Below are 15,376 nucleotides of genomic sequence, written 5' to 3' on the forward strand. Positions count from 1 at the left end.
TTGCCGCCTTTTTCAATTGAGTTGTTGAGAGGCGGGCTATAGAAAATCTATATGAGCAATCTCAACCTGGTGCATCTCAACGGCTTGCGGGCGCTGGAGGCGGTCGGGCGACTAGGCTCCCTTCAGGCGGCTGCCGACGAACTCGGCGTCTCGGTCGGCGCCGTCAGCCAGCAGGTCATCAAGGCCGAAGCCCAGCTTGGCCAGCCGGTCTTTCAGCGCCTGCCGAAGGGCATGATGCCGGTCGATGCGGCGCGGCCGATGCTGGCGCGATTGACCGAAGGTTTTCACGCGCTTTCGCAAGCGGTGGCGATCGGCAGGCGCCGGGACGATGCGCTGCTGACCATCTCCGTCGCGCCGGTGTTTGCGGCACGGTTCCTCGTCCACCGGCTTGATCGGTTCTCAAGCCTGCATCCGGAAATCCGCCTGCGCATGGATGCGACGACCAGACTTGCCGATCTCGGCGTCGACGATATCGATCTCGGCATCCGGGTCGGGCCGGGCATATGGCCGGGCGTCGATGCGGAACTGCTGATCGAGCAGACGGTGTTTCCGGTCTGCTCCCCGGCGCTTGCAGAAAAACTGAAGGAGCCGAAGGACATCCTGAAGCTGCCGGCGATCATCGACGGCCCCTCGATGTTCTCCTGGGAGATCTGGCTGAATGAGGCTGGCCTGTCCGGCGCCGGCATGGCGACCCGCCACGTGTTCAACGACGCCTCGCTCTGCCTCGACGCGACGATTGCCGGGCAGGGGGTGATGCTCGCCTGGCATACGCTCGCCACCTACGCACTGGAGCAGGGGCGGCTGGTCGAGCCGTTTTCGATCCGGGCGCATACTGGCATGGGGCACTATCTCGTCACCCGCGCCGGCGCACGGCTGCCGGCGAAGGTGAGGGCTTTCCGGGACTGGCTGAAGACGGAGCTGCCGCCGCTCCCGGAAAGCCGAGCTTAAGGCGTTACGCCGGTTCGGCGGTCCGCTTGTCCCACATCGCCTTGAAGCCGGGGCGCGCCTGGGCGGCCTCGATCCAGGCCTTCAGGGCCGGGCGGCTGTCGAACAGCGGCGCGTAGCCCTGGGCGTAACGCACGACTTCCGCGACGTTGATGTCCGCCACCGTAAACCGGCCCCCGACCATGTGGCTGTTCCCGGAAAGGTGCTTTTCGAGCGCGTCGAACGGCCGCTTCAGCAGGCGGGCGGAAACCTCGATATCCGTCTTGCCTTCCTCGCTATCCTGCTTGCCGCCGGCGATCGTCGAGGAGATCTTCAGAGCCGGGGTTTCGATGCTGGTCGCGCCGAACAGCGACCACTGCACCATCAGCGCTTCTTCGGCGATGTCCTTCGGGCCGATATCGCCGCCGTATTTGCGGGCGAGATAAAGCGTGATGGCAAGCGATTCGTGCAGCACGAAGCCGTCGTCGTCCATCGACGGGATGGAACCCATCGGGTTGATCGCCAGGAATTCCGGCGACAGCGTATTGACCGGCGCGCCTGACGCCATCGGCTCCTTGAGGCGGTAGGCCTGAATGACCGGAACAAGTTCGAAAGGAACACCCAGCTCCTCGATGAGCCAGAGTGGCCGCGTGGCGCGCGAGCGGTAAACCCCATAGATCTTAAGCATTAAAGTCCCTCCAGAAATGCGAGCGCAAGCTAGTGGCAGCGCGCACAAAACGGAAGACCAATCCGCGTTGGACGATGATGAAAGTTTTCGATGGGATTTAATCGTGTCCGATCTCTAGGACAAGGAGCCCATCATGCGCACCACCCAGTCGCTCAGCATCACCATGCCGCTCGAAATGGCACAGATGGTCAAGGCCAAGGTCGCCTGCGGCGAATATGCCACCGAAAGCGAAGTCATCCGCGATGGCCTGCGCACGCTGCTCGCCCGCGATGCGGCCATCGAGAAGTGGCTGGTGGAGGAGGTGGCTCCGGCTTACGACGAACTCAAGGCTAATCCTGAACAGGCGCTTTCGGGCGAAGAAGTCCGGGAACGCCTAAACGCCCGTTTCGACAAGCTGACGGCGAAAGACTAAACGATCCGGTTGTTCTCGATCGTCAGATGCGCGAATGCCCGGCTATCGCCGCGGCCGAGCTCTGCCGTGGACGGCGTCTTCCACCGGTGCCCGATAAGCGCCCCGTCCTTTACCGCCTCGAACAGGTTACCCGAAATCACCGCGCTGCCGGCGCCTTCCACCACCGTCACCGCGCAGCCGATCTTCGCCTGCCGCACGATGTTGTTGCTGGCGAGCACGTTGCGCAGATACGGTCCGAAACCGAGCGCCATGCCCCAGAGCGGCACATTCTCGATGACATTGCCGGTCACCGCCGTATCCGCCTCGACGCTGATGCCGACGCCGAAGATCGCTTCGTCGAGCACATAGGGTCCGGTCGGTTTGAGGTTGCGGACGATGTTGTTGGCAACCGTCGCCAGCCGGCCGCCCTCGTTGAAATTGACGACTGAGATGCCGTTCGCGGCACCATCGACGATATTGTTCGAGACCATCGCACCCTCGAAGGCGAATTCCGCATAGATCGCCGTCTCGCCCGACGCGAGGCAGGTATTGTTGGCGATCTGGGCGTTTGAGGCGCTGTTGGCGCGGATCGCCGAAAAAGCCGATTGCGAGATCTGGTTCCCGGTCACCATCACGTTGTCGGCGCGGAACAGGTTGATCGCATTGCCGTACTGGCCGGTGCCGCCATTGGCGGCCCCGATCCGCAGGATGCGGTTGCCGGAAACGATCGTACCGTCGGCGCCCTTGGTCCAGCGATGGATCAGGATGCCGCCATTGCCGCAGTCGAAGACGGTATTGCCTGTGACTGAAAGGCCCGTGCTTTCAACGGCATAGAGGCCATATTCGGCAGCGCCGGAAATGCGGCTCCGCTCGATGCGCCCGCCCGAACGTTCAAGCTGCACGGCCGTCCTGCCTGCGCCAACGACCTCGCAATTGTCGATGACGACCTCACCGATGCCGCGCATATGGACGAGCGCCGGGCTCCGGTCGTCGAGCCGGCGGTTCGCCCCGTCGATGACGATGTTGGAAAGCTCGATGCGGCGTACCCCGTCGGCTGCCAGCATCCGCCCGTCGCCGGAATAGACGAGCCGCGAGGCCCCCGGCACGCCGGTGATGCGGGTGCCTTCGGGCAGGTCGAGATTGGAGACGTGGTAGTTTCCAGGCGGCAGGAAGACCGGCATGTTCTGGCGGGCTGCCGTGGCGATGATCTCCGCGAGCTTGCGGGCCTGCTTGTCACCGCCGTCCGCTATGACGCCGTGTGCACCGGCATCGATCGAACCGCGCAGGTCGATCGTTGAAAAGCCCTTGGGGGCGGAGAAGCCAGGCCGAGGCACGACCCCGGCAGCCGCCGCACCCGCAATCATCGTCAATGCCGTGCGTCTCGAAATCATCCAGCGCTGCTCCTCTGCGTCAATAAAGCATTTTCCATGCCGACCCTTTATATTGTTACTATGCTCGAAGGCTCCGGATGATTGAGTAAAAAAGACTTCTTTCGAAGCTTCAATCATGGCAATTTCACAATGATCTTAAGCAACGATAAGGAATTCTGCGCCATGCTGGACGGCAACTTGGCGCGAGTTCCCGCGTATTTTCTATCGAAAATAAAAAGGAGGCACTCGGATGGCGGGACCCATGTCGCATAGCATGCCCTTGGTTTTTGTCGATCCGATGGACGAACTCTGCAGCCGCCTCCTGCGTGTTTCCGCCGACAGCGAGGTAGACCTCGACATCGCGCTGGTCACGCGCGAACTCGAAACCCGCACCCTTCTCGATCAGCTCCCGGACTTCATTTACGTAAAGGACCGCCGCGGCCGCTTCGTCTTTGCCAATGCCGCAGCCGGACGTAGCAGCAAGCTGCATAAAGGCAACGACCTGATCGGCAAGACGGATTTCGATATTCTCGATCATGAGACCGCGCGCGAACTGTTTCTCGTCGAACAGGAGATCATGCAGACCGGCGTGGCGATCGACGGCCGCGAGGAACGCGTCAAGCTCGGCGATGGCCGCATGCTCTGGCTCACCACCTCGAAAATGCCGCTACGCGATGTCCACGGTCAGATCGTCGGCCTGGTCGGGATTTCGCGCGACATTACCGAGCGCAAACGCCAGGACGACCGCCGGCATGGCCACGCGCGTCTTATCGAGATGATCGCCCGGGGCCAGCCTTTGTCGGCGGTTCTGGATGCGCTTGTCAAAACGGTGGAGGATGAGCTGGACGACGTCACGGCCTCGGTCCTGCTTCTCGAAGAGGGTACGGACCGTCTGCGCCATGGCGCGGCGACCCGCCTTCCGCCAGCCTATGTAAACCTCATCGATGGCATCGAGATCGGCCCGAAGGTCGGCTCCTGCGGCACGGCCGCCTGGCGGCGCGAACCTGTCTTCGTCAAGGACGTCCTGGTCGATCCGCTCTGGGAGAATTATCGCGAGCTGGCGCTGAGGTTCGGTTTTCGCTCCTGTTGGTCGACGCCGATCTTGAGCGCCGACGGGCTGGTGCTCGGCACGTTCGCTCTCTATTCCGATTCGCCGCGCGAACCGACCGAGCTCGAACTCGAGCTGACTGCGATGGCAACCGACATTGCCGGCATCGCCCTCGAGCGCGCCCGTGCGGAAGAGCGTATCCAGCACATGGCGCACCACGATCCCTTGACCAGCCTTCCGAACCGGACGCTGTTCTGGGCGCAGTTCAGCCGCGCGCTGCATGATGCCCGCCGCGAGAAACGCAAGGTCACCGTCGCCTATCTCGATCTCGACAACTTCAAGCAGATCAACGATACGCTGGGGCACGCGGCCGGTGACGAGGTGTTGAAAACGCTGTCGTGGCGCATGGTCAACTGCGTCCGTGTGACCGACCTTCTGGTTCGCCTTGGCGGTGACGAGTTCGCGATCGTCTTTAGCAATGTCGGTCAGGACGAGCTCGGTCTGGTACGCCGGCTTCAGGAATTGCGGACCGCGATCTCGAAACCCATCGTCATCGACGACAAGAGCGTCATCGCCACATGCAGCATGGGCGTCGCCTTCTTTCCGCAGGACGGCGATACGCCGGAGGAACTGCTCGCCCGCGCCGACCGCGCCATGTACGAAGCCAAGGACCAGGGCCGCGACCGCCTGCGCGTTTCAGGAGGCGAGGGGATTTAATCCTCGTCGTCCGGGGTGATATCCACGCCGAAATGTCGCCCCGCATTTCGGTGGCCTTCGAGGATATTGACGACTTGGAAGCGGTCGTTGAAGTATCGAAAATAGATGATATAGCCGCGGTAGGCGGTGCTTCTCAGGTCCGGACCAAGTTCCGAGCGGTCTCGCCCCATAGCGCCAGGCAAAGTCGCCAGATCGCGGCACTTCTGACGCAAGGCTTTCACGAATTGCCGAGCAATAACGACGCTGCCGCTTTCCTTTGAAATGTAACGGGCGATTTCCCCGAAATCGGTCTGCGCGCTATCAAGATATTGAATGCGCGGCACTCAATAACCTTCTTTCTCAAGCTTCTCGAACTCTGCTTCCAGAAAAACATCGAGTTCTTCGTCGCTGACGTCTCCGCCGGCCTCGATCGACTTCCGCAGCTTTTCCTTGAGCGCTGCAGTCTCGGCTTCGCGTTCCTGTATCAGCCGGAGGCCTTCGCGCACCACGTCGCTCGCAGAGCCATAGCGCCCGTCCTGCACGACTTCCTCGATGAATTTTTCCCAGCGTGGACCGATCGAAACATTCATGCGCGCGCCTCCAGTTTCTATCCGAAATTATACGGGAGTAACAATTTATGCGCAATCTATGGCATCGGCTGAGGCGCTTCGGAAAGCTCCCCCTCCGCCGACCTTTCCGCCGTCACGAAGACCTCTTCGTAGCTCGAGACGAATTTTTCGAACAGCATCGAGAATGCGTGAAGCTCGTCTTCCGGCCAGCCCTCGAGGACACGTGCCAGCAGGGTGCGTTTGACTGCGCGGATCTCGGCCAGCAGGCTGTCGCCGAATTCGGTTCTTACCACCAGCGAGCGGCGGCCGTCCGCCTGCGAAGCGTCGCGGCGCAGGATGCCGCGCGTGACGAGGTCGGCGACCAGCCGGCTGCCGCGCGAAGGGTCGATCCGCATCGCCTCGGCGATCGCGCCGACGGTCACCTCGCCCTCGATGCGGCGCATCACGTCCAGCACGTCGAGATGCGAAATTTCCAGGCCCGGCGCGATATTGGCGATCGCCGTGCGGCCGATGATCCGCCGGCCGATCAGGATCCGCATCCGCCCGAGCATTTCGCTCACGCGGACGACATCCTCCGGGGAAGGTGAAGCGGCAGAGGTTTTCTCTTTCAGAAGGCTCTTTGTCGTCATGGGACGAACATATCAAAGCGTAAAGGGCTTTCCAATCGTTCTTTGCGTCGCGCATCAAAGTGCCGTTGACAATTATATGCGGAAGGCACATAAATTTCCGACACTGTGGATTGATCTCATGGATATGACCCGCCCGGCCCAGGTGCCGCTTGTCGCCAGCCACCGCCAGCGGTTGGTGATCTTCTGCTTTTTGCTGACGGCGCTGTTCATGGCGACGCTGGACAACCAGATCGTCTCGACGGCGCTGCCGACGATCATCGGCGAGTTCGGCGAACTGGAGCGTTTCGGCTGGGTCGGCTCCGCCTATCTTCTCGCCAGCAGCACCTCGATGCCGATCTACGGCAAGCTTGGCGACCTGTTCGGCCGCAAATACGTGATGCTGGCGGCGATCGTCATCTTCACCGTCGGTTCGCTCACCTGCGGGCTTGCCTGGTCGATGGATTCGCTGATCGCCTCGCGCGTGCTGCAGGGCTTTGGCGGCGGCGGCATCATGGTATCGATCTTCTCGATTAATGCCGACCTGTTCGAGCCACGCGAACGGGCGAAATACCAGAGCTATTCGAGCCTGGTGATCATGGCCTCCGGCAGCCTCGGCCCGCTGCTCGGCGGCACGATGAGCGAACTCTTCGGCTGGCGGTCCATCTTCCTGATCAATCTGCCGGTCGGCATTGTCGCCGTAACCGGCATTTCGCTTCTGCTTCCCTATCGCCGCCCGATCCGCAAGCCGAAGATCGATTATCTCGGCGCCGTCCTTCTGGCGGGAACCGTTGCGAGCATCGTCGTCTGGGCCGACAGCGTCACGCTGTTCGGTTCGCTGGTCGCCTGGCAATCCCTGGCTGTCGTTGCGGTCGGTACCCTTTGTGCCATCCTCTGGGCCGTTGTCGAAGGGAAGGTGCCCGAGCCGATCGTGCCGCTGAAACTCTTCCGCGATTCGACCTTTTCGTTGTTCCTGATCGTCTCCTTCTGCACCGGCGCGGTGGCGATCGGCATGGCCAACTATTTTGCGCTTTTCCTGCAGACGACCACCGGCCTGTCGCCCACGACCGCGAGTTTCTGCTTTGTCGCCACGACGCTCGGCATCGTCATCGGCTCGCTGTCGACCGGCCGGCTGATCTCGATCACCGGCCGCTACAAGCCGTTCACGCTGCTCGGTCTGTCGCTGAATATCGTCGCCCTCGCCATCTTCTCGCAGCTGCCGGTCGGAACTCCGATCTACGTCATCCTCGGCTTCATGCTGATGCAGGGCCTGGCGATCGGCTTCGGCCAGCAGGCCCCGATCATCGGCGTGCAGAATTCCGCCCCCCGCGAGGATGTCGGCGCGGCGACTGGCGCCGTGACGCTGATGCGCATGGCCGGCGCCTCGATTGCCATCTCGGTCTATGGCGCCATCGTCGCCGCCGGCATCCGCGGCGTCGGCACCAGCATTCCGGGCGTCGAGGATATCGGCTCGCTGACGCCGCTGATGATGCTCGCTTTGCCCGAGCCGTCGCGGATCGCCGTCCATACGCTCTACACCGAGGCCTTCACGCCGGTGTTCATGGCCGGCAGCGCCATCGCCACGATCGGTCTCATCGCCGCCTTGATGCTGAAGCCTGTCCGCCTGCCATCTGCGCTCGGGGCCGAAAACAAGCCCGCCGCCGCGTCGGAGTGATCTGGCGCAGCGCCGTTTGCGCCCTATCTTCAAGGGCATGAGACCAGAGGCGCTGCTTCATCCCACCCCGGCCGGGCTGTTCTGCCCCATCGGCCGCTTCCATGTCGATCCGGTGCGTCCCGTCGAGCGGGCGCTCATCACCCATGGCCATTCCGATCATGCCCGCGCCGGCCATGCGAAGGTTCTGGCGACACGCCAGACGCTCGACATCATGCGGCTGCGCTACGGCGACGACTTTTGCGGTGAGGAGCAGGCCGCCGCCTTCGGAGAGGAGATCGATATCGACGGCGTGCGGGTGAGCTTCCACCCCGCCGGCCACGTGCTCGGTTCCGCGCAGATCGCCATCGAGAAGGATGGACTGCGGATCGTCGTCTCGGGCGACTACAAACGCGGCGTCGATCCCACCTGCGCGCCCTTCGACCCCGTCGCCTGCGACGTCTTCATCACCGAGGCGACCTTCGGCCTTCCGGTCTTCCACCACCCGGACCCGAAGGCGGAGATCGACAAGCTGCTGACCTCGCTGAAACAGTTTCCCGAGCGCAGCCACCTGATCGGCGCCTATGCGCTCGGCAAGGCCCAGCGGGTCATCCGGCTGATCCGCGATTGCGGATATCAGGAGCCGATCTATATCCACGGCGCATTGGCGAAACTCTGTGATTATTACGTCGGCCAGGGCATCGACCTCGGCGATATAAGACCCGCGACCATCGAGAAGAGCAGCCCGGACGCCTTCAAGGGCGCCGTCATCGTCGGCCCGCCCTCGGCTTTCCAGGATCGCTGGGCGCGCCGCTTCAACGAACCGCTGATCGCCTTTGCGTCGGGCTGGATGATGGTGCGCCAGCGCGCCAAACAGGGCGGTGTCGAACTGCCGCTGGTCATCTCCGACCATTGCGACTGGCCGGAACTGCTGTCCACCATCGCGGAGATCGGACCATCGGAAGTCTGGGTCACCCACGGCCGCGAAGAGGCACTGGTGCGCTGGTGCGAGCTGAAGAACATCCCCGCCCGGCCGCTGCATCTGGTGGGTTATGAGGACGAGGGGGATTGATGAGGATGGCTCTTAACCGTCGAACCACCGGTACCCCCCTCTGGCCTGCCGGCCATCTCCCCCTCAAGGGGGGAGATCGGCTCGCGGCATGGCCATTGCCATTCTTCAAAGACAAAACCCCTCCCCAACCCCTCCCCACAAGGGGGAGGGGCTTCGCTGCCACGCGTTGCTGCCGAGATAGGGGCGAGACATTGCCACGAGTTTTCTCCCCCCTTGTGGGGGAGATGGCCGGCAGGCCAGAAGGGGTCTTTCTTGAAGAGGGCACCCCATGAAAGCCTTCGCCACCCTCCTCGACCGCCTCGTCCTCACCCCGTCCCGCAACGGCAAGCTTAAACTTCTTGCCGACTATTTTCGCGACACGCCCGATCCCGACCGCGGTTACGGCCTTGCGGCCCTTGCGGGCGGGCTCGATCTGAAGAGCGTCAAACCCGCCATGCTGCGCGAGCTCGTCCTGGAGCGCATGGACGGTGTCCTGTTCCAGTATTCCTACGACTATGTCGGCGATCTCGCCGAAACCATCTCGCTGGTCTGGGACGGCACCCGCAAGGATGTGATCGATGACGAGCATCAGCCGCGGCTCGGCGAGGTGGTCACCCGCATGAACTCGCTCGGCCGCACCGAAGTGCGCTCCGCCGTCCGGGACCTGCTCGACAAGCTCGATACGTCGAGCCGCTTCGCCTTCCTGAAACTCGTGACCGGCGCTTTGCGGATCGGCGTTTCCGCCCGCCTCGCCAAGCAGGCGCTGTCGGACATGAGCGGAAAGGACGTCACCGAGATCGAGACGCTCTGGCACGGGCTGACCCCGCCCTACGAACCGCTTTTCGCCTGGCTGGAGGGCAGGGCGGACAAGCCGGTTCTCGCAACGCCGGCGATCTTCCACTCGGTCATGCTGGCCAATCCGGTGGAGACGGGCGATCTCGAAAAGCTGGACCCCGCCGATTACGCCGCCGAGTGGAAATGGGACGGAATCCGCGTGCAGATGTCGAGTTATGGCGGCACGAAGAAACTCTATTCGCGCTCCGGCGACGACATCACCGCCGCTTTTCCGGATGTGGTCGGGTCGATCAATTTCGAGGGCGTCATCGACGGCGAACTTCTGGTCGGCGGCACCGCCCGTTCCAACAATCCGACGCGCACCTTTTCGGACCTGCAGCAGCGCCTGAACCGCAAGACGGTGACGGGCAGGATGCTCGAAGACTATCCGGCCTTCGTGCGTGCCTACGATCTGTTGTTCGAAAGCGATTCTGATATCCGCGCCGAGACCTTTTTCGAGCGCCGCCGCCGTCTCGGCGATGTCATCGAGCGGGCGCCGCATGATCGTTTCGACCTCTCCGAACTGGTGCCCTTCGCCACCTGGGACGAGCTCGACCGCATCCGCATCGCCCCGCCCGATCCGGTCATCGAAGGGGTGATGATCAAGCGCAAGGACAGTTTCTACCAGGCCGGCCGGCTCAAGGGGCCGTGGTTCAAGTGGAAACGCGACCCCTACAATATCGACGCGGTGATGCTTTATGCCCAGCGCGGCCACGGCAAGCGGTCGAGCTATTATTCCGACTTCACCTTCGGCGTCTGGGCCGAAACGCCGGACGGCGAGGAACTGGTGCCGGTCGGAAAAGCCTATTTCGGCTTTACCGATGCGGAACTCGAAGTGCTCGACAAGTTCGTGCGCGACAACACGATCGACCGTTTCGGGCCCGTCCGGGCCGTGCGTGCCGAGCGGGATTTCGGTTTCGTGCTGGAAGTCGCCTTCGAGGGCATCAACCGCTCGACCCGCCACAAGTCGGGCGTCGCCATGCGCTTTCCACGGATTGCGCGCCTGCGCCAGGACAAGCTGCCGCGCGATGCGGACCGACTGTCGACCCTGACGGCGATGGTGGAGGCCAAGGCTGGCTGAAAGCCGGGTGCCGTTCCCGAATGGTTGAATGGACAGGGCCATTCACGAGTGCTGAAATCAGATGGGCGCGCAACGCAAGAATGGATTCCGCAGACATGACATCAGAAGACATGGCATCAGACCGCATCATTGCTTCGAAATTCCCATTGAGACACGAGGGCGTCACGCGCCGCACGCTTCTGGCAGGGGCCGCCGGCCTCTCGGTCGCAGCCATGCTGCCGACCGTCGCCAGCGCGGGATTTCCGGTTCCTGAGGTTCCGCCGCTCGAGAAGGAAGACTATGGCGAAGCCCGCAAGCGGTTCCATACCAATCTGTTGAGAAAAGGCCCGTCGCCGGAACAGTCTCCACCGCTTGGCGCGCCGGCGGGAGCGAAGAAGGTGATGTATCGCGGCGGCCCGGACGGCTCGATCGAACTGATCGCCTGGATCTCTCATTATGAACCGTCCGCAAAGCTGAAACCCGCGGTTCTTTTCCTGCACGGCGGCAACGCCACCGGTGACGGTCACTGGGAGCTGATGAAGGCCTATTGGGAAGCCGGTTATGTCGTCATGCTGCCCTCGTTCAGGGGCGAAAACGGCCAGGCCGGCAATTATTCGGGCTTCTACGACGAGACTTCCGACGCGCTGGCGGCAGCCGCCTATCTGGAGGAACTACCGGGGATCGACAAGGACCGCTTTTTCCTCGCCGGCCATTCGAACGGCGGCACGCTTTCGCTGCTCGCCTCGATGACGCGAAAGTTCCGCGCCTCGGCGCCGATCTCGGCCGGGGTCAATTCCTGGCGTTATTTCGGCCGCTTCGAGCGTGAGGTCCGTTTCGACGAGAGCGACCAGAAGGAATTCATCATGCGCTCTTCGGTCTGCTTCGGCCACAGCCTCAAATGCCCGACGCTGCTGCTGCGCGGCACTGAGGAACGGCCATTCGACGCCGATCACCGTTTGCTGATGGACCGGGCGAAATCAGCCGGCGCCCAGATCGAGGCCAAGCTCCTGCCCGGCAACCACAACGGCGTCGTGCCAGGCGCGGTCGTCGAAAGCATCCGCTTCTTCAACCAGGTCACGGGGTAAGGCCGGGCTTTTGGCGCCAGGCATCGCCGGGACTACCCGAACATCAGCGACCGGTGCGTCCCCGCGCCCGCCATGGCGCCGTCACCGACGGAAATTGCAACCGAGCCCGCCGCGCGCGCTGCATCGCCGCAGGCAAAAACGCCGGGAATGCTGGTCTGCTGGGTGATGTCGGTGCGGATGAATTTGCCCACCGGCCCGTCCTCCAGGGCGCAGCCGAGCTGTTCGGCAATGGGGCTTGCCAATTCCGTCCGGGACAGGACGAAAAGCCCGGAAAAATTCAAGGCCCGGCGGTCCTGCAGTAGGATCTCGGCGTGGCCGCCGATCGACAAGATCGGAGTTTTCTCGATGGTGACCTCGCGCGCCGCGAGCTGGCCGGCTTGTTCCTCGTCAGGCCGGAACGCATCGTTGAGCAGCAAGGTGGTCGGTCCCCAGTCGGGCAGCATCAGCGCGTGATGCATCGACATGACGGAGACGCCGATCACGCCTACCTGTCCGCGGTTCAATTCGTAACCGTGGCAATAGGGGCAATGAAAGACGCTTTGGCCCCACCGCTCGATCAGGCCGGGGATCTCGGGCAGATGATCCCTGACGCCCATGGCGAGCACCAGCCGCTTCGCCGCGAGCTCCTTGCCGCCTGCCGTCACCGAGAAGCCGCCTTCGCTTTTACGGGCATCCTCGGCCCTTGCGTCGAGCCACTCGACAGTCGGATAGGCCATCAGCTGGGAGCGGGCCTCGCTGGCGATGATCTCCGGCCGCTCCCCATCGCGGGTGAGGAACCCGTGAGAAGTCTCGGCAAACCGGTTGCGGCGCAGGCCCTCATCGATCACCAGGATGTGCCGCCGGGCGCGGGCGAGCTGTAGGGCGGCGGAGAGGCCGGCATAGCTGCCGCCGATGACGATCGCTTCGTAATCCATGCAAAATCCTCTTTATAAATTTCGCAACAACATAAGTTACATGACGTCGCGAGGTCAATGGGTTTGTAACTTATGTTGTTGCGAATAGATCCGCGTGTTAGGGATGGTGTCGATTGCCGCGAAAGGATCGTCTCGATGAGACACGACAGCCGCCTGTCCCGCATGCTGCATGTGTTGATCCATATGGATCGCCACGAAGGCGCGGCCACGTCGGAAACCATTGCTGCGATGCTCAACACCAATCCGGTCGTGGTCCGCCGGACACTGGCGGGGCTGCGGGAAAAGGGCTATGTGCGCTCGGAAAAGGGCCATGGCGGCGGCTGGACGCTGGGTCGCCCTTTGGCGGAAATGACATTGCTCGACATTTACGAAGCGGTCGGCGAGCCTGCGGTGTTTGCGGTCGGCCCCGCCAGCGACCAGCCGGCATGCCTGGTGGAGCAGGCGGTCAATGCGGCCCTTTCCGAAGCTTTCGAAGCGGCTGAAAAGCTGCTTCTCAGCCGCTTCGGCAAGGTGACGCTGGCAGATATCGCCCGCGACTTCGATGCCCGCATGGCGCGCACTCCGGCATTGGCAGGCCTTGCCGGGACGGGCTGGCACTCGTAAACGGCTTCACCAGCTTCGCGCCAGCCGCCTCTGCCATTGTCGGCTGGACGTCATCTGCCGGAAGCGGGTTCCCATGCCATTCTCTTTTCCACCTTTCCGCCGACCTCTTGGTCTTTCCGTCATGCTCGCCGCGTCGGCGGCACTTGGTGGCTGTCAGATCCCGCTGGTCACCGATACCAGCCGCATGAACCCGGACGTCTTCGTGCAGCAGACGGCGCCGGTCTTCAACGTCGCGCCCTATGCCGATCCGCCGACCAATCAGCCGCCGCCGATGCCGGGTGCCATCCCCCACAAGCGCCAGCTCTACCCATCGACCTTCCACCAGACCTATGGGCTGCCGGTCTCCAATCCGGTCCACCGGGCCATGTACGGCGTGATCCGCGACGACGGCCACACGCTTCCGGCCATTCCCTATTCGCGCATCGATGCCCGATACCTGCGCCAGGACGTCGATTACCGCACCAATGAAGCGCCGGGCACGATCGTCGTCGATACCAGGGAACGGTTCCTCTATCTCGTGCAGCCGGACGGCAAGGCGATCCGTTACGGCGTCGGCCTCGGCAAGGCCGGTTTTTCGTGGCAGGGCCGCGGCGTGATCCAGCGCAAGGCCGAATGGCCGCGCTGGACGCCGCCGGACGAGATGGTCGCCCGCCAGCCGGATCTGCGCAAGTTTTCGGCCGCGGAGGGCGGTGCCAATCCGGGCCTCAACAATCCGCTCGGCGCCCGCGCGCTCTATATCTTCAAGGATGGCCAGGACACGCTCTACCGGGTGCACGGCACGCCGGACTGGCAGTCCGTCGGCAAGCAGACCTCGTCCGGCTGCGTCCGCATGCTGAACCAGGATGTCATCGACCTCTTCGACCGCGTGCCTTCGGGCACGCCGATCGTGGTCATCTGACCGCGAAAACACCCGCCAATCGACGGAGAGAGCGGCTTTGCCGCTCTTTTTCGTTCGTCATCTCAAGGGTTTGACCCGCCGTGTCGATGTCGTGAATGGTTGATTAAGGACCGCAGACCTATCTTCCAGTCGAAGGAGCGAGTCGGAACCTTTCGACCGCCCTGCCGTTAAAGATCGATTTTGCTGTTCCCTTGCGTTTCTATTGAGCGGTCCTGCCTCAGATGATCCTGACCCCTTCCTTTTCCCGCCGGAGTTTTCTGTCTCTCCTCGGCGCGGGTGCCGCCTCCACGCTTGCAGGCTGCGCCTCGTCCGTGCCGCGCCCGCTGGCGACGACGGTTGCGTTCCGCCCGGAGCCTGTCGAAGGCCCGTCGTCGGAACTGGATCTCATGTACGGCTCCATGGTCGACGGCGGCTTCGTCATTCCGGCGATCCCCTACCGCCAGATCAACCCGCGCTATTATCGCCAGCAGGTCGTCGATCCGACCGGTGAACGCCCCGGCACGGTGGTGGTCGACACGGCCTCGCGCTTCCTCTACCTCGTCGAGCCGGGCGGCACCGCCATGCGCTACGGCGTCGGCATCGGCCGCGAGGGTTTTGCCTGGCAGGGCGAGGGCGTCATCCAGTGGCGGCAGAGATGGCCGAAATGGACGCCCCCGGACGAGATGGTCGCCCGCCAGCCGGAACTCACCAAATATTCGGCCAAGAATGGCGGCATGCCGCCCGGTCTTCTCAACCCCCTCGGCGCCCGCGCGCTCTACATCTTCCAGAACGGCAAGGATACCCTCTACCGCCTGCACGGATCGCCGGAATGGAATTCGATCGGCAAGGCCGTATCGTCGGGCTGCGTGCGCCTGATGAACCAGGATATCATTGACCTCTACGACCGCGTGCCGGAAAAGGCGCGCATCGTGGTGTGGCAGTAGTTTCTGTCACGGACCCTTGCTAGTGATCCCCGGCGCAACCTAGTTGTCGCGCCGAAAGGGATTGAC

At 63.1% G+C, this 15,376-nt stretch carries 16 protein-coding genes; 10 read left to right on the forward strand and 6 right to left on the reverse strand.

What is annotated here, in order from left to right; all coding sequences use genetic code 11:
- The first annotated feature begins 51 nt into the window (after positions 1–51).
- Entirely contained in the window at positions 52–948 is an 897-nt protein-coding gene (locus tag ACSQ8R_RS02925) for a LysR substrate-binding domain-containing protein (RefSeq protein WP_436252010.1), read from the forward strand.
- A 4-nt stretch (positions 949–952) separates the two neighbouring features.
- Here ACSQ8R_RS02925 and ACSQ8R_RS02930 read toward each other — a convergent pair whose 3' ends face one another.
- Positions 953–1,612: a glutathione S-transferase family protein gene (locus ACSQ8R_RS02930; protein WP_436252011.1), complete on the reverse strand. Its 660-nt coding sequence runs from the start codon at positions 1,610–1,612 to the stop codon at positions 953–955.
- Between the two features lie 133 nt (positions 1,613–1,745).
- Between ACSQ8R_RS02930 and ACSQ8R_RS02935 the strand changes: the two genes are divergently transcribed.
- The gene (locus tag ACSQ8R_RS02935) at positions 1,746–2,024 is read left to right on the forward strand and encodes a ribbon-helix-helix domain-containing protein (protein ID WP_436252012.1); all 279 of its coding nucleotides are present in this window, start codon (positions 1,746–1,748) and stop codon (positions 2,022–2,024) included.
- On the opposite strand, the gene ACSQ8R_RS02940 is transcribed toward ACSQ8R_RS02935, so the two are convergent.
- Entirely contained in the window at positions 2,021–3,394 is a 1,374-nt protein-coding gene (locus ACSQ8R_RS02940) for a TIGR03808 family TAT-translocated repetitive protein (protein ID WP_436252013.1), read from the reverse strand. The genes ACSQ8R_RS02935 and ACSQ8R_RS02940 overlap by 4 nt on opposite strands.
- Before the next feature lie 229 nt (positions 3,395–3,623).
- Between ACSQ8R_RS02940 and ACSQ8R_RS02945 the strand changes: the two genes are divergently transcribed.
- Positions 3,624–5,138 (forward strand): diguanylate cyclase domain-containing protein, encoded by a 1,515-nt coding sequence (locus ACSQ8R_RS02945; RefSeq protein ID WP_436252014.1) that lies wholly within the window; start codon positions 3,624–3,626, stop codon positions 5,136–5,138.
- Here ACSQ8R_RS02945 and ACSQ8R_RS02950 read toward each other — a convergent pair.
- The 3 genes from ACSQ8R_RS02950 to ACSQ8R_RS02960 are packed head-to-tail and all read right to left on the reverse strand — an operon-like array spanning position 5,135 to position 6,315.
- Positions 5,135–5,461 carry a type II toxin-antitoxin system RelE/ParE family toxin gene (locus ACSQ8R_RS02950; RefSeq protein WP_436252015.1) on the reverse strand — a complete coding sequence of 109 codons (327 nt, stop codon included), beginning with the start codon at positions 5,459–5,461 and terminating at the stop codon, positions 5,135–5,137. The genes ACSQ8R_RS02945 and ACSQ8R_RS02950 overlap by 4 nt on opposite strands.
- Positions 5,462–5,707, reverse strand: coding sequence for a type II toxin-antitoxin system ParD family antitoxin (locus ACSQ8R_RS02955; protein WP_436252016.1), 246 nt, complete (start codon positions 5,705–5,707; stop codon positions 5,462–5,464).
- A 56-nt stretch (positions 5,708–5,763) separates the two neighbouring features.
- The gene (locus tag ACSQ8R_RS02960) at positions 5,764–6,315 is read right to left on the reverse strand and encodes a MarR family winged helix-turn-helix transcriptional regulator (RefSeq protein ID WP_436252017.1); all 552 of its coding nucleotides are present in this window, start codon (positions 6,313–6,315) and stop codon (positions 5,764–5,766) included.
- Between the two features lie 118 nt (positions 6,316–6,433).
- On the opposite strand from ACSQ8R_RS02960, the gene ACSQ8R_RS02965 reads away from it, so the two are divergent.
- The 4 genes from ACSQ8R_RS02965 to ACSQ8R_RS02980 all read left to right on the forward strand — a co-directional run bounded on the left by ACSQ8R_RS02965 (position 6,434) and on the right by ACSQ8R_RS02980 (position 11,972).
- Positions 6,434–7,966, forward strand: a complete 1,533-nt coding sequence (locus ACSQ8R_RS02965) for an MDR family MFS transporter (RefSeq protein WP_436252018.1) — start codon at positions 6,434–6,436, stop codon at positions 7,964–7,966.
- 37 nt (positions 7,967–8,003) lie between these two features.
- Positions 8,004–9,014 carry a ligase-associated DNA damage response exonuclease gene (locus ACSQ8R_RS02970; protein WP_436252019.1) on the forward strand — a complete coding sequence of 337 codons (1,011 nt, stop codon included), beginning with the start codon at positions 8,004–8,006 and terminating at the stop codon, positions 9,012–9,014.
- Positions 9,015–9,282: 268 nt separating this feature from the next.
- Positions 9,283–10,908: a cisplatin damage response ATP-dependent DNA ligase gene (locus tag ACSQ8R_RS02975; RefSeq protein WP_436252020.1), complete on the forward strand. Its 1,626-nt coding sequence runs from the start codon at positions 9,283–9,285 to the stop codon at positions 10,906–10,908.
- A gap of 110 nt (positions 10,909–11,018) precedes the next feature.
- Positions 11,019–11,972, forward strand: a complete 954-nt coding sequence (locus ACSQ8R_RS02980; protein WP_436255356.1) for an alpha/beta hydrolase family protein — start codon at positions 11,019–11,021, stop codon at positions 11,970–11,972.
- Positions 11,973–12,004: 32 nt separating this feature from the next.
- Here ACSQ8R_RS02980 and ACSQ8R_RS02985 read toward each other — a convergent pair whose 3' ends face one another.
- Entirely contained in the window at positions 12,005–12,886 is an 882-nt protein-coding gene (locus ACSQ8R_RS02985) for an NAD(P)/FAD-dependent oxidoreductase (protein WP_436252021.1), read from the reverse strand.
- A gap of 135 nt (positions 12,887–13,021) precedes the next feature.
- Here ACSQ8R_RS02985 and ACSQ8R_RS02990 point away from each other — a divergent pair, with 135 nt between their 5' ends.
- The 3 genes from ACSQ8R_RS02990 (at position 13,022) to ACSQ8R_RS03000 (ending at position 15,310) form a co-directional block, all read left to right on the forward strand.
- On the forward strand, positions 13,022–13,489 hold the full coding sequence (locus tag ACSQ8R_RS02990) for an Rrf2 family transcriptional regulator (protein WP_436252022.1): 468 nt from the start codon (positions 13,022–13,024) through the stop codon (positions 13,487–13,489).
- A gap of 121 nt (positions 13,490–13,610) precedes the next feature.
- Positions 13,611–14,387 (forward strand): L,D-transpeptidase, encoded by a 777-nt coding sequence (locus ACSQ8R_RS02995; protein WP_436255357.1) that lies wholly within the window; start codon positions 13,611–13,613, stop codon positions 14,385–14,387.
- 221 nt (positions 14,388–14,608) lie between these two features.
- Positions 14,609–15,310: a L,D-transpeptidase family protein gene (locus ACSQ8R_RS03000; protein WP_436252023.1), complete on the forward strand. Its 702-nt coding sequence runs from the start codon at positions 14,609–14,611 to the stop codon at positions 15,308–15,310.
- The last annotated feature ends 66 nt before the right edge of the window (positions 15,311–15,376 follow it).

It is taken from the genome of Neorhizobium sp. LjRoot104, assembly GCF_964253725.1.
Taxonomy (GTDB): domain Bacteria; phylum Pseudomonadota; class Alphaproteobacteria; order Rhizobiales; family Rhizobiaceae; genus Neorhizobium.

What these genes read in the sequence shown, in the direction of transcription:
- ACSQ8R_RS02955 (WP_436252016.1), bottom strand. Translation starts at nt 5,707, where the DNA reads ATGAATGTTTCGATCGGTCCACGCTGGGAAAAATTCATCGAGGAAGTC.
- ACSQ8R_RS03000 (WP_436252023.1), top strand. Translation starts at nt 14,609, where the DNA reads ATGATCCTGACCCCTTCCTTTTCCCGCCGGAGTTTTCTGTCTCTCCTC.
- ACSQ8R_RS02945 (WP_436252014.1), top strand. Translation starts at nt 3,624, where the DNA reads ATGGCGGGACCCATGTCGCATAGCATGCCCTTGGTTTTTGTCGATCCG.
- ACSQ8R_RS02995 (WP_436255357.1), top strand. Translation starts at nt 13,611, where the DNA reads ATGCTCGCCGCGTCGGCGGCACTTGGTGGCTGTCAGATCCCGCTGGTC.
- ACSQ8R_RS02960 (WP_436252017.1), bottom strand. Translation starts at nt 6,315, where the DNA reads ATGACGACAAAGAGCCTTCTGAAAGAGAAAACCTCTGCCGCTTCACCT.
- ACSQ8R_RS02975 (WP_436252020.1), top strand. Translation starts at nt 9,283, where the DNA reads ATGAAAGCCTTCGCCACCCTCCTCGACCGCCTCGTCCTCACCCCGTCC.
- ACSQ8R_RS02965 (WP_436252018.1), top strand. Translation starts at nt 6,434, where the DNA reads ATGGATATGACCCGCCCGGCCCAGGTGCCGCTTGTCGCCAGCCACCGC.
- ACSQ8R_RS02930 (WP_436252011.1), bottom strand. Translation starts at nt 1,612, where the DNA reads ATGCTTAAGATCTATGGGGTTTACCGCTCGCGCGCCACGCGGCCACTC.
- ACSQ8R_RS02985 (WP_436252021.1), bottom strand. Translation starts at nt 12,886, where the DNA reads ATGGATTACGAAGCGATCGTCATCGGCGGCAGCTATGCCGGCCTCTCC.
- ACSQ8R_RS02990 (WP_436252022.1), top strand. Translation starts at nt 13,022, where the DNA reads ATGAGACACGACAGCCGCCTGTCCCGCATGCTGCATGTGTTGATCCAT.
- ACSQ8R_RS02980 (WP_436255356.1), top strand. Translation starts at nt 11,019, where the DNA reads ATGGCATCAGACCGCATCATTGCTTCGAAATTCCCATTGAGACACGAG.
- ACSQ8R_RS02935 (WP_436252012.1), top strand. Translation starts at nt 1,746, where the DNA reads ATGCGCACCACCCAGTCGCTCAGCATCACCATGCCGCTCGAAATGGCA.
- ACSQ8R_RS02925 (WP_436252010.1), top strand. Translation starts at nt 52, where the DNA reads ATGAGCAATCTCAACCTGGTGCATCTCAACGGCTTGCGGGCGCTGGAG.
- ACSQ8R_RS02970 (WP_436252019.1), top strand. Translation starts at nt 8,004, where the DNA reads ATGAGACCAGAGGCGCTGCTTCATCCCACCCCGGCCGGGCTGTTCTGC.
- ACSQ8R_RS02940 (WP_436252013.1), bottom strand. Translation starts at nt 3,394, where the DNA reads ATGATTTCGAGACGCACGGCATTGACGATGATTGCGGGTGCGGCGGCT.